Here is a 16,918-nt window from a genome sequence, read left to right as displayed (position 1 = left end):
CGATTCGGGCTTGAAGAGAAATGGGAAGATATGAATTTTGCAAAGGATCCAGAGGGACCTTTGAATGCATGTCTTCTTCGCTTTTCCTCCGAAAGCACAGAATCTTGTCAGAATTAGGCAGGTCTCCTGGCTCGTTCTACTTTTGCGGCCTTCTCAAGTCATCAGCATTCGACTCAATGGCGTGGTTCGCAAAAGCTTCTTCAGAACTTACAGTTGCGGGGACAGCTCCGGTATTTCACCGGATTCCCTTTTAATCCTGGATTTTCGCTGAAAATCAGGAACCTTATTCTTTCACAAACATAAGGGACTTTTTGCCGGGTGAAAAGAAGTAGTTGAAAAAAATTTTGTTCTATGAAAGGCAATACACTTACTTTGAATCGATTAATGACACGAATTTGAGACCGATTCACCAAATTTTCTTCTTTTTAGTCATAGTTTTTATCAGTTGTCAGTCCCCAAAAACTGAGATAATTGGCTTAGAAACTGTCTCCTTGACCTATGCCAAAGGCTTTGAAGTTAAGAAGGGGGAAGGTTTTTGGATTTTAGAAGTCAATCAGCCTTGGACAGGAGCTGATAAATCCTATCGCTACCTGATTTTGAATGAAGAGGTTGAGAAGCCTGAGGTTGAAGTTGATGCAGTAGTGAAGCTGCCTGTAGATCGGGTGATTTTAACTTCTACCACTCAAATCCCACATTTGGATTTGCTAGGTGACACGGATAAATTGATTGGCTTTCCAAATTTTGATCTGATTTCTTCCCAAAAGGTTTGGGGACAAATCGAATCAGGAAAGATGGCCGATTTAGGCTCAGGACCATCTGCCAATCTTGAAATGATGATTGATTTACAGCCTGATTGGGTTATGATTTCTACCCTTGGTGAGGATTTGCGGCAATTGGATTTGTTGGGGCAATCAGGCGTTCCTGCACTGATTAATGGAGAATACGTGGAGCAGCATCCACTGGGCAGAGCAGAGTGGATCAAGTTTACAGGAATTTTATTGGGTAAATATGAGGAGGCTGTCGGGGTCTTTGAAGAAATCGAGAAAGCCTACCAAGAAGCTGAGAGCCTAATCAAAAACCAACCTAATCTGGAAAAGCCAGAAGTCTTGTCAGGAGTGCTTTATGAAGATGTCTGGTACGTACCTGGAGCAGATAGTTGGGGTGCAAAAATCCTCCAAAATGCAGGTGGGGATTATGTTTTTTCGGATCAAGATGGAAGTGGGAGTATACAGCTGAGTTATGAATATGTACTCGATCATGCGATGGAGGCCCCAATTTGGATAGGCTCAGCCGACTATGAAAGTGTAGAGCAAATGGGAGATGCTGAGCCGAGGTATCGTTCCTTTCAAGCATTCCAGAGTGGTTCCATCTACACCTACACCAAAAAGAAGGGGCCAAAAGGAGGTTTGGAATATTTTGAGTTGGGTTATGTTCGACCTGATTTGGTTTTGAAGGATTTGATCAAAATCCTCCATCCACAGCTTTTGTCGGACTATGATTTGTATTTTTATCGTCAACTCGATGAAAACTAACCAAAACGCCTTCTTTTTTATTTTAGCTGCAGTAGCTCTAGTTTTTCTGTTTTTGATCAACTTGGCCTTGGGCTCAGTCTCCATTCCTGTCGACACCATACTTTCAGGCCTATTCACTGGAGAATGGGAAAAATCATCTCATCGTGAGATTATCCTGAATTATCGATTTCCGAAATCTCTGGTAGCAGTCATGGCTGGAATCGCACTCAGTCTAAGTGGTCTTCAGATGCAAACCTTTTTTCGAAATCCATTGGCAGGTCCTTACGTGCTTGGAATTAGTTCTGGAGGAGGTTTTGGAGTTGCTATACTTCTTTTGGCGGGTTCCTTTTTGGGCTTTTCCGGAATGGTGATTTCCTCTTGGGCCACTGCCATAGCAGGGATCCTTGGTGCAGTTTCAGTATTGGCTTTGGTGAGTTTGGTGGCTTGGCGAGTCAGGGATAGCATGACACTTTTGATCGTGGGAATTATGTTTGGAGCTGCCGTTTCGGCTATCATTTCGGTATTGGCCTTCTTTTCTGAAGCAGAGGCACTGAAGCTTTATACCATTTGGTCGATGGGAAGTCTGGGTGGACTTGGGTGGAATCAAGTTGGGCTTTTAGGATTGTTGCTGGCAATTGGTGCTTTTCCTTTGCTGTTGGCGACTCGCTCATTTAATGCTTTACTTCTTGGAGAGACCTATGCGGAAAGCATGGGAATCAATCCAGTTCGATTACGCTGGTTGGTGATAATAAGCACCGGTATTTTGGCAGGGAGTATCACCGCATTCTGTGGTCCGATTGCCTTTGTGGGAATAGCTGTTCCCCATTTGGCTAGGTTGGTTTGGAAAAGCGCAGATCATCGGATATTGTTCCCTGGGTCGGCATTACTGGGAGCAGGCCTACTTTTGCTTTGCGATACCATCGGACAACTTCCGGGTTCGGCTCAGACCCTTCCGATCAATGCGGTCACCTCATTGGTAGGAGCTCCCGTTGTGATAGCATTGGTTCTAAAAAGAAACTTCAGTAAAGAATTTTGATATGGATCAGGTTTTGACAGGTAAAAATCTATCGCTGGGCTATGAGAAAGGCCAAGATCGAAAAGTGATTTTATCTGACCTGAATTTTCAGCTCTATTCAGGACAGTTGACCTGTCTTTTAGGGCCCAATGGTGTAGGAAAGTCTACGCTGGTCAAAGCGATTTTGGGTCGAATCAGGCCTTTTGAAGGAGAGATTAAACTTTTGGACAAATCACCTGTAGACTATCCAAGAGAAAAGCTTTCCAAGAAATTATCGGTAGTACTCAGTGAACCGATCATTCCGGCACAAATGACCGTCGAGCAATTGGTAGGATTGGGAAGAACTCCTTATCTAAAATGGAGCGGAACCCTGTCTGAACTGGACAGGAAATATGTGAATGAGGCGCTGGCCGCTACCAAAATGGATTTTCTTCGGAAAGAGAGACTCGGTGAGTTGTCCGATGGTCAACGTCAAAAGGCAATGATTGCCAGGGCTTTATCTCAAGATGGGGAGGTTATAATTTTGGATGAACCAACCTCCCATTTGGATTTGGTGAATAGGCATGAAATCATGTTCTTGCTTCAGGATATCGCAAAAAACCAAGATAAAGCTATCCTTGTGGTAACCCATGATTTGGATATTGCGATTGAGACAGCCCATCAGTTGTGGTTAATGAATTGTGGGAGTCCGCTGATTGCAGGCCTGCCTGAAGATTTGATCTTGAATGCACAGATCAATGAATTGCTTCCAAAGGATAGATTCTTTTTTGATCCTAAAAGAGGGAAAGTCAACCTGCGATCGGAGGATTCAGGCTGGGAAATACAGGGCTCTGAGGACCTTGTTTTTTGGCTTGAAAAAGCCCTGAGAAAACGTAAGTCTACCTTTCGGACTGAAGAGCGAATTCAAGTTCTTGAGAACCCCTTTCGAATTCAAGTAGGAGATAGAATTTATCATTCAATTGCTGAATTTTTTGAAGAGTCCCAAACTTCTTTGGGATAGGGGATTATCTTAATCATAAAGAAAATTCATATATTTGTCACACTAATTATTTGTATGACACAGGAGCAATTTGCCAAGTATTCATTTCTTCTCGATCGAACTGCCCGAAAGGTAAAACAATACGCCCAGCAGCAGTTTAAGCAGGGAGATTTTGATGTGACGGTAGATCAATGGCTGGTTCTGAAAAATCTTTCAGAATTTGGTCCGATGAGCCAAACCGAGTTGGCAAACTTGGTGTTCAAAGATCATCCGACCTTAACCAGGATCATTGATTTGCTCAGCAAAAAGGAATATGTAAAGCGTGTTCCTCATCCTCAAGATAGAAGGAGCTTTCAGTTGCACTTGACAGACTCAGGCGTGTCCAAAGTCACAGCCCTACGTCCAAAAATCCTTCAAATTCGCGAAAAAGCTTGGGAGAATCTGAACGAAGAGGATTTTGAGGAGTTTAAGCGAATTCTGAATACCATTTATCAGAACCTTGGCGGTCAGGTGATGGAAGAATAATTATTTAGCATACTAATAATATTTATACGAACAAATTGGATTAACACGGGGTTTTCCCAAAAAATACCTATCATGATTCAGACAGATCTTTGTATCATCGGAGCCGGCCCGGTAGGCCTATTTGCAGTTTTTGAAGCAGGCTTATTGAAAATGCGATGCCATTTGATTGACGCTTTACCGCAGGTGGGTGGTCAGCTTTCAGAGATATATCCTCAAAAACCAATTTATGATATTCCAGGATACCCTGAGGTCAAAGCGCAGGAACTTGTGGATAATTTGATGGAGCAAATCAAGCCTTTCAAGCCTACCTTCACTCTAGGAGAGCGTGTCGATCACTTAGAGAAGCAAGAGGATGGAAGCTATATCGTAACCACTAGCGATAAGACTCAGGTTCATGCTCAAGTAATCGTGATTGCGGGAGGCTTAGGTTGCTTCGAACCAAGAAAGCCTGTTTTGGATAATTTGGAGACTTTTGAAGGCAAAGGAGTTACCTACATGGTGAAAAATCCGGAGACTTTCAGAGATAAAAATGTGGTCTTGGCAGGTGGAGGAGACTCTGCTTTGGACTGGACCATCTATTTGGCTGATGTGGCTAAGCGAGTGACGCTTGTCCACCGAAATGAGACCTTTAGAGGAGCGCCTGATTCTGCTGCCAAGGTTTTTGATTTGGCCAGTGAAGGAAAAATCGATTTGATTCTTTCTGCAAACCTGAAAGAGATTTCCGGAAACGGAAAGTTGGATTCGGTGACGCTCACTGATAAAACCAAAAACGAATATAAAATCGAAACGGATTATTTGATTCCGCTATTTGGTTTGAGTCCAAAGCTTGGTCCAATTGCAGATTGGGGACTTTCTATCGATAAAAATGCCATTGAGGTGGATACCCGTGATTACTCGACAGGAGTGGAGCGCATCTATGCGATCGGTGATATCAACACCTATCCGGGCAAATTGAAATTGATCCTTTGTGGGTTCCACGAGGCAGCGATCATGATGCATTCAGCTTTCAAATATGTATATCCTGATCAAAAATTAAGTTTCAAATATACGACCGTGAATGGCGTCAATGCCTTTTAATTCTATCTTTGCGGCATGGTAAAGTTTACAGTTGAAGATCAAGATGGCAATCGCCAAGAAGTAGAGGCTCCAACCGATATGGGATTCAGCCTCATGGAGATTTTAAAAGCTTCAGAATATCCAATTTTGGCGACCTGTGGAGGAATGGCTCTTTGTGCTACCTGCCATATCGAGATTCTCGAAGGACCGGATGAGCTAGGTGAAGCCACAGATATCGAACTCGATCAACTGGAAAATCTACCGGAATACTTCCCTACTTCCCGACTTTCCTGCCAAATCCGGGTATCGGATATGCTAGAAGGAGCGGTATTGAAGTTGCGTGGAGAGGATGTGATTTAAGAAATAAATTAGAATATGAATAAAACCACCTAGAAATGGGTGGTTTTTTCTTTTCCACCCATTTCAGTACTCAAAAGCCGGAGCACCAAATTGAAACCTGTAAATGACTTCTATTTCTACAAACTCTTCAGTTACGAAGTCATAAAATTGCTGGTCAGCAACTAGATTGATGGATTCCTGTCTTGGGAAAAACTCCAGCTTTTTGATTTTAAAATAGGTGTCTATTCTATATGGATCCGTGTAATATGTACCGTCATCGCCAAAAAAACTCAATTCTAGGCTGTTATTAGCCCCCAGTTGTACAATTCTTCTCGTGATTCCACAGCCCATGATGGTTTCTTCTTCCTTGGTCTCTTCATTATACCATCTGTGAAAGTCGAAATAGTCAAAATCCATGATGGGGGTTTCCTTGTTAAGACGCCATTCGATGGAATAAAACTCACTGCAATAGGAGAAATCGTCTATGTGCTCCGTAGTCTGCCGACCAGATCTTGAAATATCAATTGGAATGGTAGTGGTAATGGATACTGCGTTGTACACGCCAAAAGGTTGTTCTTGAATATCGGGTAACTCAGACTTTGTGCAGGCACTCATAAAGAAAATCGCGAAGACCAGAAGTAAAAAGTTGTTTTTCATAATTAAATATAGCGATTTTTTAAAAACTTAATTTCTTTACGAATTCTAAATTATCTTGGTTTTCAGATTTCGATTGGGTTTACCCCCAAAGAATCGAAGTTGTTGTATCGTTTTTTGACTCAAAATCGTATTAAGGATAAAGTTTTTAGAAAATTATGAAAATCAATTACGGTTTAGTCCTTTTGCTTTTCCTTTCTTCCTGCTTTGCTTTTGAAAGCGATCAAAAGGTGGATTTTTCGGCTGAAATGGAAGAGCTTTATGAGGAAATCCAAAATTTATCCAGTTCGCAGACATGTTCTGATACTGATGAATGGTCTTTCGTCGCTTTGGGAAGTAAGCCTTGTGGTGGTCCTTGGGAATACATCGCCTATTCCAATCAAATAAATGTCCCTGAGTTTCTAGCCAAAGTAAAACGCTACAATGAGCTTCAGGAACAAGATAATATTCAGAACAACCGTTTTTCAGATTGCATGTATGTTTCTCCACCTAAGTCGGTGATTTGCCAAAATGGGGAGCCCATTTTTGTTTATGAATAGGTTATTGTTTCGTTTTGAAACAATATTTTTTTTGATTTTCTTGATGGACTAATCCAGTCCCATGAGAAAATTACTCTTTTTCCCTCCTTTGCCTAATCTTGCTTTTCATCAGAATGAGAAGAAATCTAAAAGATTACTCCATTCTACCCAAAGCTTCAATCAATAGCTTATGCTTGCTATCCTCGGTATTCTGACCATCTCTTTACTCCTCTATTTGATTTTAAGCAAAAAGACTTCTGCGGTGGTAGCTTTGATATTGGTGCCTGTGCTGACAGGGATTCTTGCTGGGAAAACTAGCGAACTTCCTCAGATGATTTCAGAAGGGATTTCATCCATAGCGCCAACTGGCGTGATGTTCGTTTTTGCCATCCTGTTTTTTGGAGTACTCATGGATGCAGGTACGTTTAAGCCCATTATTTATAAACTACTCCAACTTGCAGGAAACGATCCTTTGAAAATCGTTATGGTTACGGCAGTATTGGCTATGCTGGTACATTTGGATGGATCGGGTGCAGTCACCTTTTTGATTGTAATCCCAGCTATGTTGCCTATTTACGATCAGTTGGGAATGAGTCGCCTCACACTGGCCTGTACTACTGCTCTTGCAGCAGGCACTATGAATATTTTGCCTTGGGGAGGGCCTACTATTCGAGCCGCATCAGCTTTGGAGGTTTCCGTGACAGAGTTATTCAATCCAGTATTTATTCCCTTTTTAGCGGGATTACTGACGGTTTTGGGGATTGCCTATTTCTTGGGAAAAAAAGAACGAGTTAATGTTCAACCTTTGGCTTCGGTGAAAATTGATGATTCTGATGAAGATGAAATCAAGCTTCCAAAATGGAAATTTCTGATAAATATCGGGTTGATCCTTTTGGCTGTAACATCCATTGTCCTAGGCTTGGCCCCTCCCTATGCGGTATTTATGATTGCCTTTGGTTTAGCGCTCGTTTTTAACTTCCCGAATGTTTCGGATCAAAAGGAAAGAGTCGATGCGCATGCCAAGGAAGCCTTGCTAATGGCAAGTATTTTATTCGCAGCGGGATGCTTTACAGGCATTTTAAAAGGGAGTGGTATGATGGAAGCGATGGCAGATGGCATTCAGGTGATTCTTCCGGAATTTATGGGAAGACAATTGCCGCTTTTGACAGGAATTTTATCCATGCCTGCTAGCTTGGTTTTTGACCCTGACTCATTCTATTTTGGTATTTTGCCTTTGCTCTCCTCTACAGCCGAGTCTTTTCAGGTTAGTGGTTTAGAGGTTGGGCAGGCTGCTATTTTTGGTCAAATGACAACTGGATTCCCGGTTAGTCCTCTGACTGGATCTACTTATTTATTGGTTGGCTTGTCGGGAGTTGATTTGGGAGACCATCAAAAAAAGACCATTCCTCTGGCTTTCTTGGTAAGCTTGGTGATGTTGACCGTTGCCATCCTAATCGGAGTAATCCATATTTGATATGAAGGAAAAAATCAGAATTGGTTGTGGTGCAGGTTTTTCGGGAGATCGGATCGAGCCGGCATTGATTCTTACGGAAAAAGGAAGTCTGGATTATTTAGTCCTTGAATGCCTAGCTGAGCGTACGATTGCTTTAGCTCAAAAAAGAAAGCTGCAAAATCCCGAATTTGGGTATGATGTTCTTTTGGAAAAACGGCTCAAGGATTTGCTTCCTTTATTACTTCAATACAAAACACGTCTAGTTACCAATATGGGTGCTGCAAATCCTATTGTGGGCGCTAAGAGAATTATTGAGCTAGCCAAGTCTCAAAATCTATCAATAAAGGTAGCGGCGGTCATTGGAGATGATGTGCTTGATTTCATTTCTGGAGAGGAACATTCGCTTGAAAATATTCGGCCCGTTCAATCCGAAGGGAAACTCCTTTCAGCTAATGCATATTTGGGCGTGGAGGCGATTTTGCCAGCTTTGGCCTCTGATGCCGATATAATTATCACGGGAAGAGTGGCTGATCCTTCGCTTTTTTTGGCACCGATGATTTATGAATTTGGTTGGGGATTGGATCAATTTGAATTATTGGGAAAAGGTATCGTTTTGGGTCATCTTTTAGAATGTGCCGGACAATTGACTGGGGGCTATTTTGCCGATCCTGTGTCTAAGCCTATTCCTGGCCTGGATCAATTGGGACATCCTTTTGTGGATGTGTTTCCGGATGGAAGAGGGATTATTTCCAAAGTTGAGGGAACTGGCGGAGTGATCTCTCAACGGATTGCAAAAGAGCAATTGCTGTATGAGGTATTAGATCCCCATCATTATATCACCCCCGATGTGGTTGCTGATTTTTCCACCGTCCAATTTGAAGAAATTGCCTTCGATCAACTGCAAGTAACCGGTGGCGGTGGAATCGAAAGGCCGGAAAAATATAAGGTCAGTGTCGGATATGAGGCAGGATTCAAAGGTGAAGGCGAAATTTCCTATGCTGGAAGCCATGCTGTTGAAAGAGCACGTTTGGCAGGGGAGATTATCGAAAAGCGAATTAAGGGCCTAGTGCCCAATCTTCGAGTTGATTTGATTGGTTTGAATTCGCTTCATCCTAATGATCTTTCCAAAAATTCAAATCCTTATGAAGTTCGGCTTCGAGTGGCGGGGATGTGTAAAACATTAGAACAAGCCCAGCTAATTGGCGAGGAAGTAGAGGCGCTCTATACCAATGGACCTGCAGGTGGGGGAGGTGCCCGAAAAATGGTCACTCAGGTCGTTGGCGTGGTATCCACTCTTCTGGATCGGAATCAAATTAAACCTGATTTTCAATTACTTTCAACATGAAAAAGCTAGTAGATATTGCCCACAGTCGAGCTGGTGATAAAGGGAATATTTTAGTACTATCCCTTATCCCCTTTGATTCAAAAGACTTTGATTGGCTGGTTCAAAACATAACAGCAGACCGGGTAAAGAGCCATCTTAAAGGGCAGATTAAAGGAAATGTAACCCGCTATGTATTGCCATCGATACATGCATTGCAATTCACCTGCGAAGATGCATTAGCAGGTGGAGTCACTACCTCTTTGGCTTTGGATGCGCACGGAAAAAGTCTGAGTTATGCGCTTTTAGAAATGGAAATCTAATTAGTCAAAAACCCTCACTCCCAGCGTTAATTCCAATTCAATGGGCTGATTAATTTTTTCCTCAATTTCATTTTTGATCGCTTGAAAATCACCCTGATTAAGTTCCTTGTCAGATAAAATTGTCACTGAAAGGCGTAAAGGATTTAACCCTACCACATCCACTTTTCTCAGTAATCCATGCGGGATTTCCTTTCCACTTAGCTCCTGGATCAGTTTATTTTCCTTGACCATGTCTCTGAAACTCAAAGCCAGCGGTGCAGTAACCAAAACCGACATCAAGATCGTAATTAGGATTCCTTTTTTTGCCAGACGGAAGGGGCTGAAGCCGAGAATCAGAAAAGTCACCGCTGCTGCCATTACAATACCGGCTAGATTGGTGCCGAGCAGCAAGCTTGCACCCCAAAAGATGTTCCAATCACCCCAGCCCAGGCCTATTCCAGCCACGGCCAAAGGCGGCACTAAAGCCACTGAAATGGCTACTCCTGCCAGTGTTTTGGCGATTTCTTCCTTAGAATGGGCATAGGCACCTGCGATACCAGATGCAATGGCGATTCCCAAATCCAATAAGTTAGGACGGATTCGAGCCACAATTTCAGAATTGGGGACTTTGAGGGGAGTGATCCAGGTGATTATTACTGCGAAAAAAAGACCGATCACTATACCCCAAAAGAGCGTGATCAGGCTGTTTTTGATCAAAATATCATCTTGTCTGAGCACTCCCATGGAAAGCGAAATAATCGGACCCATCAGGGGCGCTAGGATCATGGCTCCGATTACTACAGGAGTGGAGTTTCCAAAAAGTCCAAATGTGGCGATCAAGGTGGAAAGTGCCATTAAGACCAAATAGCTGGATGAAGCCTGTGCATTCTGCTTCAAAATGGTAAACAAATCCTTAAACTCCTCAGTGGTAGCGTGTCTTACCCAAGGTAGATGTCTTCTGGTAAGTTCTTCCCGTAGTTTCCCTGTAGGCAGCTTCTGGACATTAATTTCCTTTTGCTTGAATTCCTTCTCCTTCAGTTTTTCAAATCCTGGAAGAATCTTGACCTTTCTTTCATCGATATTTAGCTCGATTTTTTCACCTTGAAGCTCTTCTCCATCTATCGCAAAGGTCAGGGAAGATTGGCTTTCAATCGTCATTTTTGAAGTGGAGATGTAGGTCAAAAATTCAGGGATGGTAGACCCCTTGATCGGAAAGAAAAGGTGCTGGATTCCGAATTGGATTATGGAAAAGAGGCTTTTTGGTGATACCAAAATCACGTGAATGAGCCCGTCATCGAGTCCACTATCTTTGATGACACGCTTGAAAATCAAATTGCTCTCACAATGCGGTACAGCTAAAATGCCCATCGCCGCAGTTTCTATAGTTTTTTCCTCCTCTCCGGAGAGGTAGCTTAGTTTGACTTGCTTGAGATCTACTTTTCTGAAAAGCATAAAAAATCTTGAAAATCGATCCTTCAGGTTACCGAAAAAGCTTTTTCCAAATGAATCATAGAGCACACTGAGCGAATCTCCGATGACAAGAGAGTTCATGCAGAGTTTCTCATTGATCTTGAGTAAATCGAAGTTTGGAATAGATTCGCTTTCTGAAAAAAGTCGAAAAGCCTTTTCTTTCGAGCTTGGAATATTCAAGGATCGAGCGATCATCTTGAGATCTGGGTGTGGCAAAAATACCAAGCTAGGTCCTTGATCGGGAATCGATCGAAGGATGGAATAGCCCTGCTCATCATTTACCCAAAGAAGAAGCACGTCAGACTCAAAAAACTGATCCCAATTCTCAGGTTCGTAGGCAATAAATTGCTGAGGCTGGGGCTCCAGTTTCTCGAAAAAATTCTGACGCTCGCTTTCATCCAAATTTGGATCGTAGATGAGGAGGTAGTTATTCATGTGATTACTTAAAACTTATTTCCTTAAGGTAATCTAAAAATCCTCAAAGCTCAAGATTGAAACTGATTCCTCTGATTTCGATCTACTCTACCAACAGCTTTTGCAAGATTTTAATAGCCGCTTCAGAAAGCACTGTGCCAGGGCCAAATACAGCAGCCACACCTTGTTGGTAAAGAAAATCATAATCTTTCGGAGGAATAACTCCACCTGCTACCACCATGATATCTTCTCGACCAAGCTTGGCTAGTTCTTGAATCAATTGAGGAATGAGTGTCTTATGCCCAGCTGCCAAGGAGGAAGCACCGACAATGTGAACATCATTTTCAACTGCCTGCATGGCAACTTCCTCTGGAGTCTGGAAAAGTGGTCCGATATCCACATCAAAACCCATATCGGCGAAGCCTGTGGCAATTACCTTGGCGCCTCGATCATGTCCGTCCTGACCCATTTTAGCGACTAAAATCCGGGGTCTTCTTCCCTCCAGTTTTTCAAACTCGTCAGAAAGGGAAAGCGCCTTTTTAAATGAATCCTGATTTTTTACTTCACTTGCATACACACCGGTCACGGATTTAGTTTGTGCTTGATGCCGTCCAAAAACCTTTTCCATTGCATCGGAAATTTCCCCAAGGGTAGCCCTGTTTCTAGCTGCATCTACTGCTAAAGCTAATAAATTTCCAGATTTACTTTTGGCGGCCTCTGTGATTCGATCCAGGGATTCTTGGACCTTAGAATCATTCCTGGATGACTTGACCTGCTCCAGTCTTTTGATTTGTGATTCGCGTACAGCTTGGTTATCCACTTCAAGGAGCTCAATCGTAGACTCTTCATCGATCTGATAGCGATTTACCCCAACAATGATATCCTGACCACTGTCGATTCGTGCTTGTTTTTTGGCGGCGGCCTCTTCGATTCGAAGCTTAGGTACTCCCGCCTCGATCGCTTTAGCCATTCCTCCCAATGACTCTACCTCCTCGATTAGTTTCCAAGCTTTATCCACCAATTGATCTGTCAAATACTCCACATACAAGGAACCTCCCCAAGGGTCTACCACATCGGTGATGCCTGTTTCCTCCTGAAGAATAAGCTGCGTATTCCGTGCAATTCTAGCCGAGAAATCGGTCGGCAATGCAATCGCCTCATCCAAAGAGTTGGTGTGAAGTGACTGTGTATGGCCCATGGCAGCACCTAATGCCTCAATCGCTGTCCGGGTGATGTTATTGTAAGGATCCTGCTCGGTCAGCGACCATCCTGAGGTTTGACAGTGGGTCCGGAGAGCCATGGACTTGGAGTTTTTGGGATTAAACTGCTTGACGATTTTAGCCCAAAGCAATCTTCCGGCACGCATTTTCGCGATTTCCATAAAGTAATTCATCCCGATGGCCCAAAAGAAGGAAAGCCTCGGAGCGAATTCGTCAATATCCAGACCGGCTTTAATTCCGGTTCGAAGGTATTCCAAACCATCCGCCAAGGTATAGGCCAGTTCCAAATCAGCCGTTGCCCCTGCTTCCTGCATGTGGTAGCCGGATATGGAGATTGAGTTGAATCGAGGCATGTATTTCGATGTGTATTCGAAGATGTCCGCGATCAACTGCATGCTTGGCACCGGTGGATAGATGTAGGTATTTCGAACCATAAACTCCTTCAGAATATCATTTTGTATGGTTCCACTCAGCTTCTCGGGACTGACACCTTGCTCCTCAGCAGCTACTATATAAAAAGCTAGAACTGGAATAACAGCCCCATTCATGGTCATGGAAACAGACATTTGATCCAGGGGAATCTGATCAAAAAGAAGTTTCATGTCTTCCACTGTATCGATCGCTACCCCTGCCTTCCCGACATCTCCAACTACCCGTGGATGATCTGAGTCATAACCTCTATGCGTGGGTAAATCGAATGCTACCGAAAGCCCCTTTTGGCCTGCAGCTAAATTTCTCCGGTAAAATGCATTGGATTCTTCCGCAGTAGAAAAGCCTGCGTATTGCCGGATAGTCCAAGGGCGCATGACATACATGGAAGCATATGGGCCTCTCAGGTATGGCGGGATTCCAGCCGAAAATTTAAGATGGTCCAGTTTTTTGATAGATGTAGGGTCAAAAAAAGGAGGAACCTCGATTTGCTCAGGTGACATCCATCGCGCATCCGATTGGCTTGTCGTGGTTGATTGTTTATCTATATTCCAGTCAGAAAAGTCAGGTCTCATTTTTTCAGGATTTCTTGTTCGATCAGATATGTTTCTCTGCTTGGTTTCAGTTCGTAGCCACTTTCTTGGATAGGTTGGAAAGCCAAATTATTGATCAACTTACCGCTTGCTTGGTAGCGATTTACACCCACTTTGCTCAGTTGGTTCTCCTTCACTTTTTCTTGAGCGGCTAACCTTTCTGATTTGACTCTTTCATGAACTGCCTTAGATTGAAAATGAGAAAGCCAGCCGCCTTCTTTTTCCAGTTTGGAAATTGCAGCTTGAATAAGCTCGATAAATTCCTTCTGAAGGCTTTCCAGATAAAAGCTACCTGCCATAGGATCCATCACCTTATCTAAATAACTCTCTTCTTTCAGCACGGAAGAGACATTCCGTGCAATTCTCGAATTAAGTGCATCAGATTCATCACCATTCCATTTTCGGACCCAAAGGACATTACAACCTCCCAAAATCCCAGCTAGACCCTCATAGGTCTGACGGATGAAATTATTGTTTTTATCAATTAGTGACTTGGTCCAAAGACTGCTTGATGCAATGATCTGAATCTGTTCAATTCCCAAATTCACATCAAATTTTTCCGCCAATTCTGAAGTCAAAATCCGAATCGCCTTTAGTTTGACCATTTCTGGGAAATGAGGCTCTCCAACTGCTGTGTGAATGCATATTTTACTAAACCATTCCTGCAATTCTACTCCTTGCATTTTTAGTCTGGAAGCTGTCTCAATGATTTCTCCTAGGCCATATTCAACTTCAGTCAGGCCTGTAGCACCAGCGTTTGCATATCTGGAAAAATCAAAGGTTATGGGAGAGAAATTGGGGTATGGCTTTGTCTTCTCAATTAAAGAATGAGCATCTTTCAAAGCCTTTGTCCAGTCTCTTTCTTCCTCAAATAAGCTACCGGTGGGAGACCAAAGTATGGCTCCCTTTAGCTTTCCGGAAGGAAATTTCACTAGTTCCAAATAATTCAAAAATGAAATGGCATCCCGGACACTTTTCTCCGGTAAAATGTAGACGGATATATATTCCAATTGCACCTCCTTCAGCAAAATACTCCAATTGGTGGATTCTGAAGCATGGATTATCAATGCATCAGCGCCGTTTTGGAGTTGATAAAGAATAGTAGCATTGTTAGCTTTTGGGTTAGAACTGGAAACTTCAGCAGCATTTGCCCAAATTCGAGAGCCTAGAACTGAAAGTTCTGGTTCTGGATGAAATCTCAACTGGGTAGCTATTCCTTGTGAGTCGGAAGAATCATAATAAGGTGACTGCTTGATAGTCGACCAAACTTGGCTTTCTAACGTTTCTTCAAAGTTTTTTCCTTTCAAGTCTTTTTCAATCTGCTTTCTCCAATCAGATTTGCTTGTAGCTTGAAAAGGAAAAAAATCTGGATTTGTCATATTTGGGTATCTGGTTAAATCGATAAGACTTCTTTTCAAAATTAAGGAATCGAATGAGATTCCTTGCAAGGATAACCTTTCTTAAAACCTATAGGTAGCTATAATTCATTCAATGTTGGAGAGCAATAGCCTTAGTTTTCAGTTTAAAGAATTATGCTTGAATTGATAAAAGCGTTCTTAGTAATTGAGGAAAGCAAAAAAAATCACTTTTTCAAGCGCTTAGACATTTTTTATTTATATGATTTTTCTTCAATTTTGACCTCCTTGTCAAAGCCTGACCGGTTACCAATTTTCAGAAATCTTCTCAAATGAGTTCAGAAGCTAGCGCAGTTTGGAATGAGTGTTTACGTGTGATTGAACAGCACGTTAGCGAGCAGAGCTTTTCTACTTGGTTTAAGCCAATCAACCCGGTTAAGCTTGAGGGTACCTCCTTGACTATTCAGGTGCCAAGCCAATTTTTTTATGAGTGGTTGGAAGACAACTACATTCAGGAGCTTAAGCTTGCAATTAAGACCATTCTAGGACAAGGTGGTCGTCTGGAATATGCTGTGGTCGTGGACAGGGGTAACTCCTCTAATCAACCTTACATGGTCTCTTATCCCCAAGGAAATCATGGGGCCAAAAAAGTCCCTGTTGGATCGAATGGAAAAGATGAATCTCAAAGAAGTCCCTTCCAGATGGATAGTTTGGGCGATGAGATGCTTACCCAAAGTAACTTGAATCCGACTTACACCTTCAGTACTTATATCGAGGGTGATTGTAATCGTTTGGCGAGGTCGGCAGGCTTTGCTGTTGCTACCAAACCGGGGATTACCTCTTTTAACCCTTTGATGGTGTATGGGGGAGTTGGTCTTGGAAAAACCCATTTGGTCCAAGCTATAGGGAATGAGATTAAAAATGGTCCTGAGGATAAGTTCGTGCTGTATGTTTCTTCAGAGAAGTTTGTGAATCAATTCATGGACTCTATCAAGGATGGTAATGTCAAAAGCTTCACCAATTTTTATATGCAGGTGGATGTTTTGATTATCGATGATATTCAGTTTTTGGCAGGAAAGGATAGAACGCAGGAGATGTTTTTCCACATTTTCAATCACTTGCATCAGAGTAAAAAGCAAATCATCATGACCTCAGACTGTCCCCCAAGGGATCTGAAAGGTCTGGAAGAGCGTCTTCTTTCCCGATTCAAATGGGGTTTGACAGCTGATTTGCAAATGCCTGATTTTGAGACGAGGGTTGCGATTATCAGAAGGAAAATGCAGTCGGAGGGGATTTTTATTCCCGATGATGTAGTGGAATATTTGGCTTACACGGTGGATACCAATGTCAGAGAGCTGGAAGGAATACTGATTTCACTAATTGCACATGCTTCGCTGAATCGCGTAGATATTGACCTGCAGTTGGCGAAGACGGTGATGAAAAATATCATCAAAGATATCGAAACTGAGGTTGGTATTGATTTCATTCAGAAAACGGTTTCCGAATATTTTGGGATTGCTTTGGATGATCTGAAAGCAAAAACAAGGAAAAAGGAAATTGTAATTGCGAGGCAGGTGGCTATGTATTTTTCTAAGGAATTCACTAATCACTCATTGAAATCCATCGGCTATCACTTTGGGGGTAGGGATCATTCGACGGTGATTCATGCCCTTACCACCGTTAATGACATGATTGATACGGACAATCAGTTCAAAAACTCCATAAACGAGCTGAAGAAGAAGTTTAAAATGAGATCTTACTAAC

Annotated in this window: 15 protein-coding genes and 1 riboswitch; of the genes, 11 read left to right on the top strand and 4 right to left on the bottom strand. The window is 42.6% G+C overall.

Going from position 1 to position 16,918, the window contains the following annotated elements:
• Positions 1 to 99: 99 nt before the first annotated feature.
• Positions 100 to 301: riboswitch (cobalamin riboswitch) on the bottom strand.
• A gap of 190 nt (positions 302 to 491) precedes the next feature.
• The 6 genes from CDH51_RS06210 (at position 492) to CDH51_RS06185 (ending at position 5,446) form a co-directional block, all read left to right on the top strand.
• Positions 492 to 1,532 carry an ABC transporter substrate-binding protein gene (locus tag CDH51_RS06210; protein WP_232724766.1) on the top strand — a complete coding sequence of 347 codons (1,041 nt, stop codon included), beginning with the start codon at positions 492 to 494 and terminating at the stop codon, positions 1,530 to 1,532.
• On the top strand, positions 1,522 to 2,547 hold the full coding sequence (locus tag CDH51_RS06205) for an iron ABC transporter permease (RefSeq protein WP_100627870.1): 1,026 nt from the start codon (positions 1,522 to 1,524) through the stop codon (positions 2,545 to 2,547). Before CDH51_RS06210 ends, CDH51_RS06205 begins: the two co-directional genes overlap by 11 nt.
• Before the next feature lies 1 nt (position 2,548).
• Positions 2,549 to 3,526, top strand: coding sequence for an ABC transporter ATP-binding protein (locus tag CDH51_RS06200; RefSeq protein WP_100627869.1), 978 nt, complete (start codon positions 2,549 to 2,551; stop codon positions 3,524 to 3,526).
• Positions 3,527 to 3,580: 54 nt separating this feature from the next.
• Positions 3,581 to 4,030: a MarR family winged helix-turn-helix transcriptional regulator gene (locus CDH51_RS06195; protein WP_035483180.1), complete on the top strand. Its 450-nt coding sequence runs from the start codon at positions 3,581 to 3,583 to the stop codon at positions 4,028 to 4,030.
• A gap of 72 nt (positions 4,031 to 4,102) precedes the next feature.
• A complete protein-coding gene (locus CDH51_RS06190; RefSeq protein ID WP_100627868.1) occupies positions 4,103 to 5,107 on the top strand; it encodes an NAD(P)/FAD-dependent oxidoreductase in 1,005 nt (334 codons plus the stop codon).
• Between the two features lie 15 nt (positions 5,108 to 5,122).
• On the top strand, positions 5,123 to 5,446 hold the full coding sequence (locus CDH51_RS06185; RefSeq protein ID WP_100627867.1) for a 2Fe-2S iron-sulfur cluster-binding protein: 324 nt from the start codon (positions 5,123 to 5,125) through the stop codon (positions 5,444 to 5,446).
• Between the two features lie 63 nt (positions 5,447 to 5,509).
• Here CDH51_RS06185 and CDH51_RS06180 read toward each other — a convergent pair whose 3' ends face one another.
• Positions 5,510 to 6,082, bottom strand: a complete 573-nt coding sequence (locus tag CDH51_RS06180; protein WP_100627866.1) for a hypothetical protein — start codon at positions 6,080 to 6,082, stop codon at positions 5,510 to 5,512.
• Positions 6,083 to 6,237: 155 nt separating this feature from the next.
• On the opposite strand from CDH51_RS06180, the gene CDH51_RS06175 reads away from it, so the two are divergent.
• The 4 genes from CDH51_RS06175 (at position 6,238) to CDH51_RS06160 (ending at position 9,694) form a co-directional block, all read left to right on the top strand.
• A complete protein-coding gene (locus CDH51_RS06175) occupies positions 6,238 to 6,618 on the top strand; it encodes a hypothetical protein (protein WP_100627865.1) in 381 nt (126 codons plus the stop codon).
• A gap of 169 nt (positions 6,619 to 6,787) precedes the next feature.
• Positions 6,788 to 8,071: a CitMHS family transporter gene (locus CDH51_RS06170; RefSeq protein ID WP_100627864.1), complete on the top strand. Its 1,284-nt coding sequence runs from the start codon at positions 6,788 to 6,790 to the stop codon at positions 8,069 to 8,071.
• Position 8,072: 1 nt separating this feature from the next.
• Entirely contained in the window at positions 8,073 to 9,395 is a 1,323-nt protein-coding gene (locus tag CDH51_RS06165; protein WP_100627863.1) for an acyclic terpene utilization AtuA family protein, read from the top strand.
• Positions 9,392 to 9,694, top strand: coding sequence for an AtuA-related protein (locus tag CDH51_RS06160; RefSeq protein ID WP_100627862.1), 303 nt, complete (start codon positions 9,392 to 9,394; stop codon positions 9,692 to 9,694). Before CDH51_RS06165 ends, CDH51_RS06160 begins: the two co-directional genes overlap by 4 nt.
• Here CDH51_RS06160 and CDH51_RS06155 read toward each other — a convergent pair whose 3' ends face one another.
• The 3 genes from CDH51_RS06155 to CDH51_RS06145 form a co-directional block, all read right to left on the bottom strand.
• Positions 9,695 to 11,578: a TIGR00341 family protein gene (locus CDH51_RS06155; protein WP_100627861.1), complete on the bottom strand. Its 1,884-nt coding sequence runs from the start codon at positions 11,576 to 11,578 to the stop codon at positions 9,695 to 9,697.
• Positions 11,579 to 11,660: 82 nt separating this feature from the next.
• Entirely contained in the window at positions 11,661 to 13,781 is a 2,121-nt protein-coding gene (gene scpA / locus CDH51_RS06150) for a methylmalonyl-CoA mutase (RefSeq protein ID WP_100627860.1), read from the bottom strand.
• Positions 13,778 to 15,178 carry a methylmalonyl-CoA mutase family protein gene (locus tag CDH51_RS06145; protein WP_100627859.1) on the bottom strand — a complete coding sequence of 467 codons (1,401 nt, stop codon included), beginning with the start codon at positions 15,176 to 15,178 and terminating at the stop codon, positions 13,778 to 13,780. Before CDH51_RS06145 ends, scpA begins: the two co-directional genes overlap by 4 nt.
• Positions 15,179 to 15,486: 308 nt before the next feature.
• Here CDH51_RS06145 and dnaA point away from each other — a divergent pair, with 308 nt between their 5' ends.
• Positions 15,487 to 16,917: a chromosomal replication initiator protein DnaA gene (gene dnaA / locus CDH51_RS06140; RefSeq protein WP_100627858.1), complete on the top strand. Its 1,431-nt coding sequence runs from the start codon at positions 15,487 to 15,489 to the stop codon at positions 16,915 to 16,917.
• Position 16,918 lies beyond the last annotated feature (1 nt).

The organism is Algoriphagus formosus (assembly GCF_002807035.1).
Taxonomy (GTDB): Bacteria; Bacteroidota; Bacteroidia; order Cytophagales; family Cyclobacteriaceae; genus Algoriphagus; species Algoriphagus formosus.
This window is presented reverse-complemented; position numbering and strand designations above follow the sequence as displayed.

Excerpts from the sequence above, each read along its gene's own strand:
- CDH51_RS06205 (WP_100627870.1), top strand. The coding sequence starts at position 1,522 with ATGAAAACTAACCAAAACGCCTTCTTTTTTATTTTAGCTGCAGTAGCT.
- CDH51_RS06200 (WP_100627869.1), top strand. The coding sequence starts at position 2,549 with ATGGATCAGGTTTTGACAGGTAAAAATCTATCGCTGGGCTATGAGAAA.
- CDH51_RS06195 (WP_035483180.1), top strand. The coding sequence starts at position 3,581 with ATGACACAGGAGCAATTTGCCAAGTATTCATTTCTTCTCGATCGAACT.
- CDH51_RS06190 (WP_100627868.1), top strand. The coding sequence starts at position 4,103 with ATGATTCAGACAGATCTTTGTATCATCGGAGCCGGCCCGGTAGGCCTA.
- CDH51_RS06185 (WP_100627867.1), top strand. The coding sequence starts at position 5,123 with ATGGTAAAGTTTACAGTTGAAGATCAAGATGGCAATCGCCAAGAAGTA.
- CDH51_RS06180 (WP_100627866.1), bottom strand. The coding sequence starts at position 6,082 with ATGAAAAACAACTTTTTACTTCTGGTCTTCGCGATTTTCTTTATGAGT.
- CDH51_RS06175 (WP_100627865.1), top strand. The coding sequence starts at position 6,238 with ATGAAAATCAATTACGGTTTAGTCCTTTTGCTTTTCCTTTCTTCCTGC.
- CDH51_RS06170 (WP_100627864.1), top strand. The coding sequence starts at position 6,788 with ATGCTTGCTATCCTCGGTATTCTGACCATCTCTTTACTCCTCTATTTG.
- CDH51_RS06165 (WP_100627863.1), top strand. The coding sequence starts at position 8,073 with ATGAAGGAAAAAATCAGAATTGGTTGTGGTGCAGGTTTTTCGGGAGAT.
- CDH51_RS06160 (WP_100627862.1), top strand. The coding sequence starts at position 9,392 with ATGAAAAAGCTAGTAGATATTGCCCACAGTCGAGCTGGTGATAAAGGG.
- CDH51_RS06155 (WP_100627861.1), bottom strand. The coding sequence starts at position 11,578 with ATGAATAACTACCTCCTCATCTACGATCCAAATTTGGATGAAAGCGAG.
- scpA (WP_100627860.1), bottom strand. The coding sequence starts at position 13,781 with ATGAGACCTGACTTTTCTGACTGGAATATAGATAAACAATCAACCACG.
- CDH51_RS06145 (WP_100627859.1), bottom strand. The coding sequence starts at position 15,178 with ATGACAAATCCAGATTTTTTTCCTTTTCAAGCTACAAGCAAATCTGAT.
- dnaA (WP_100627858.1), top strand. The coding sequence starts at position 15,487 with ATGAGTTCAGAAGCTAGCGCAGTTTGGAATGAGTGTTTACGTGTGATT.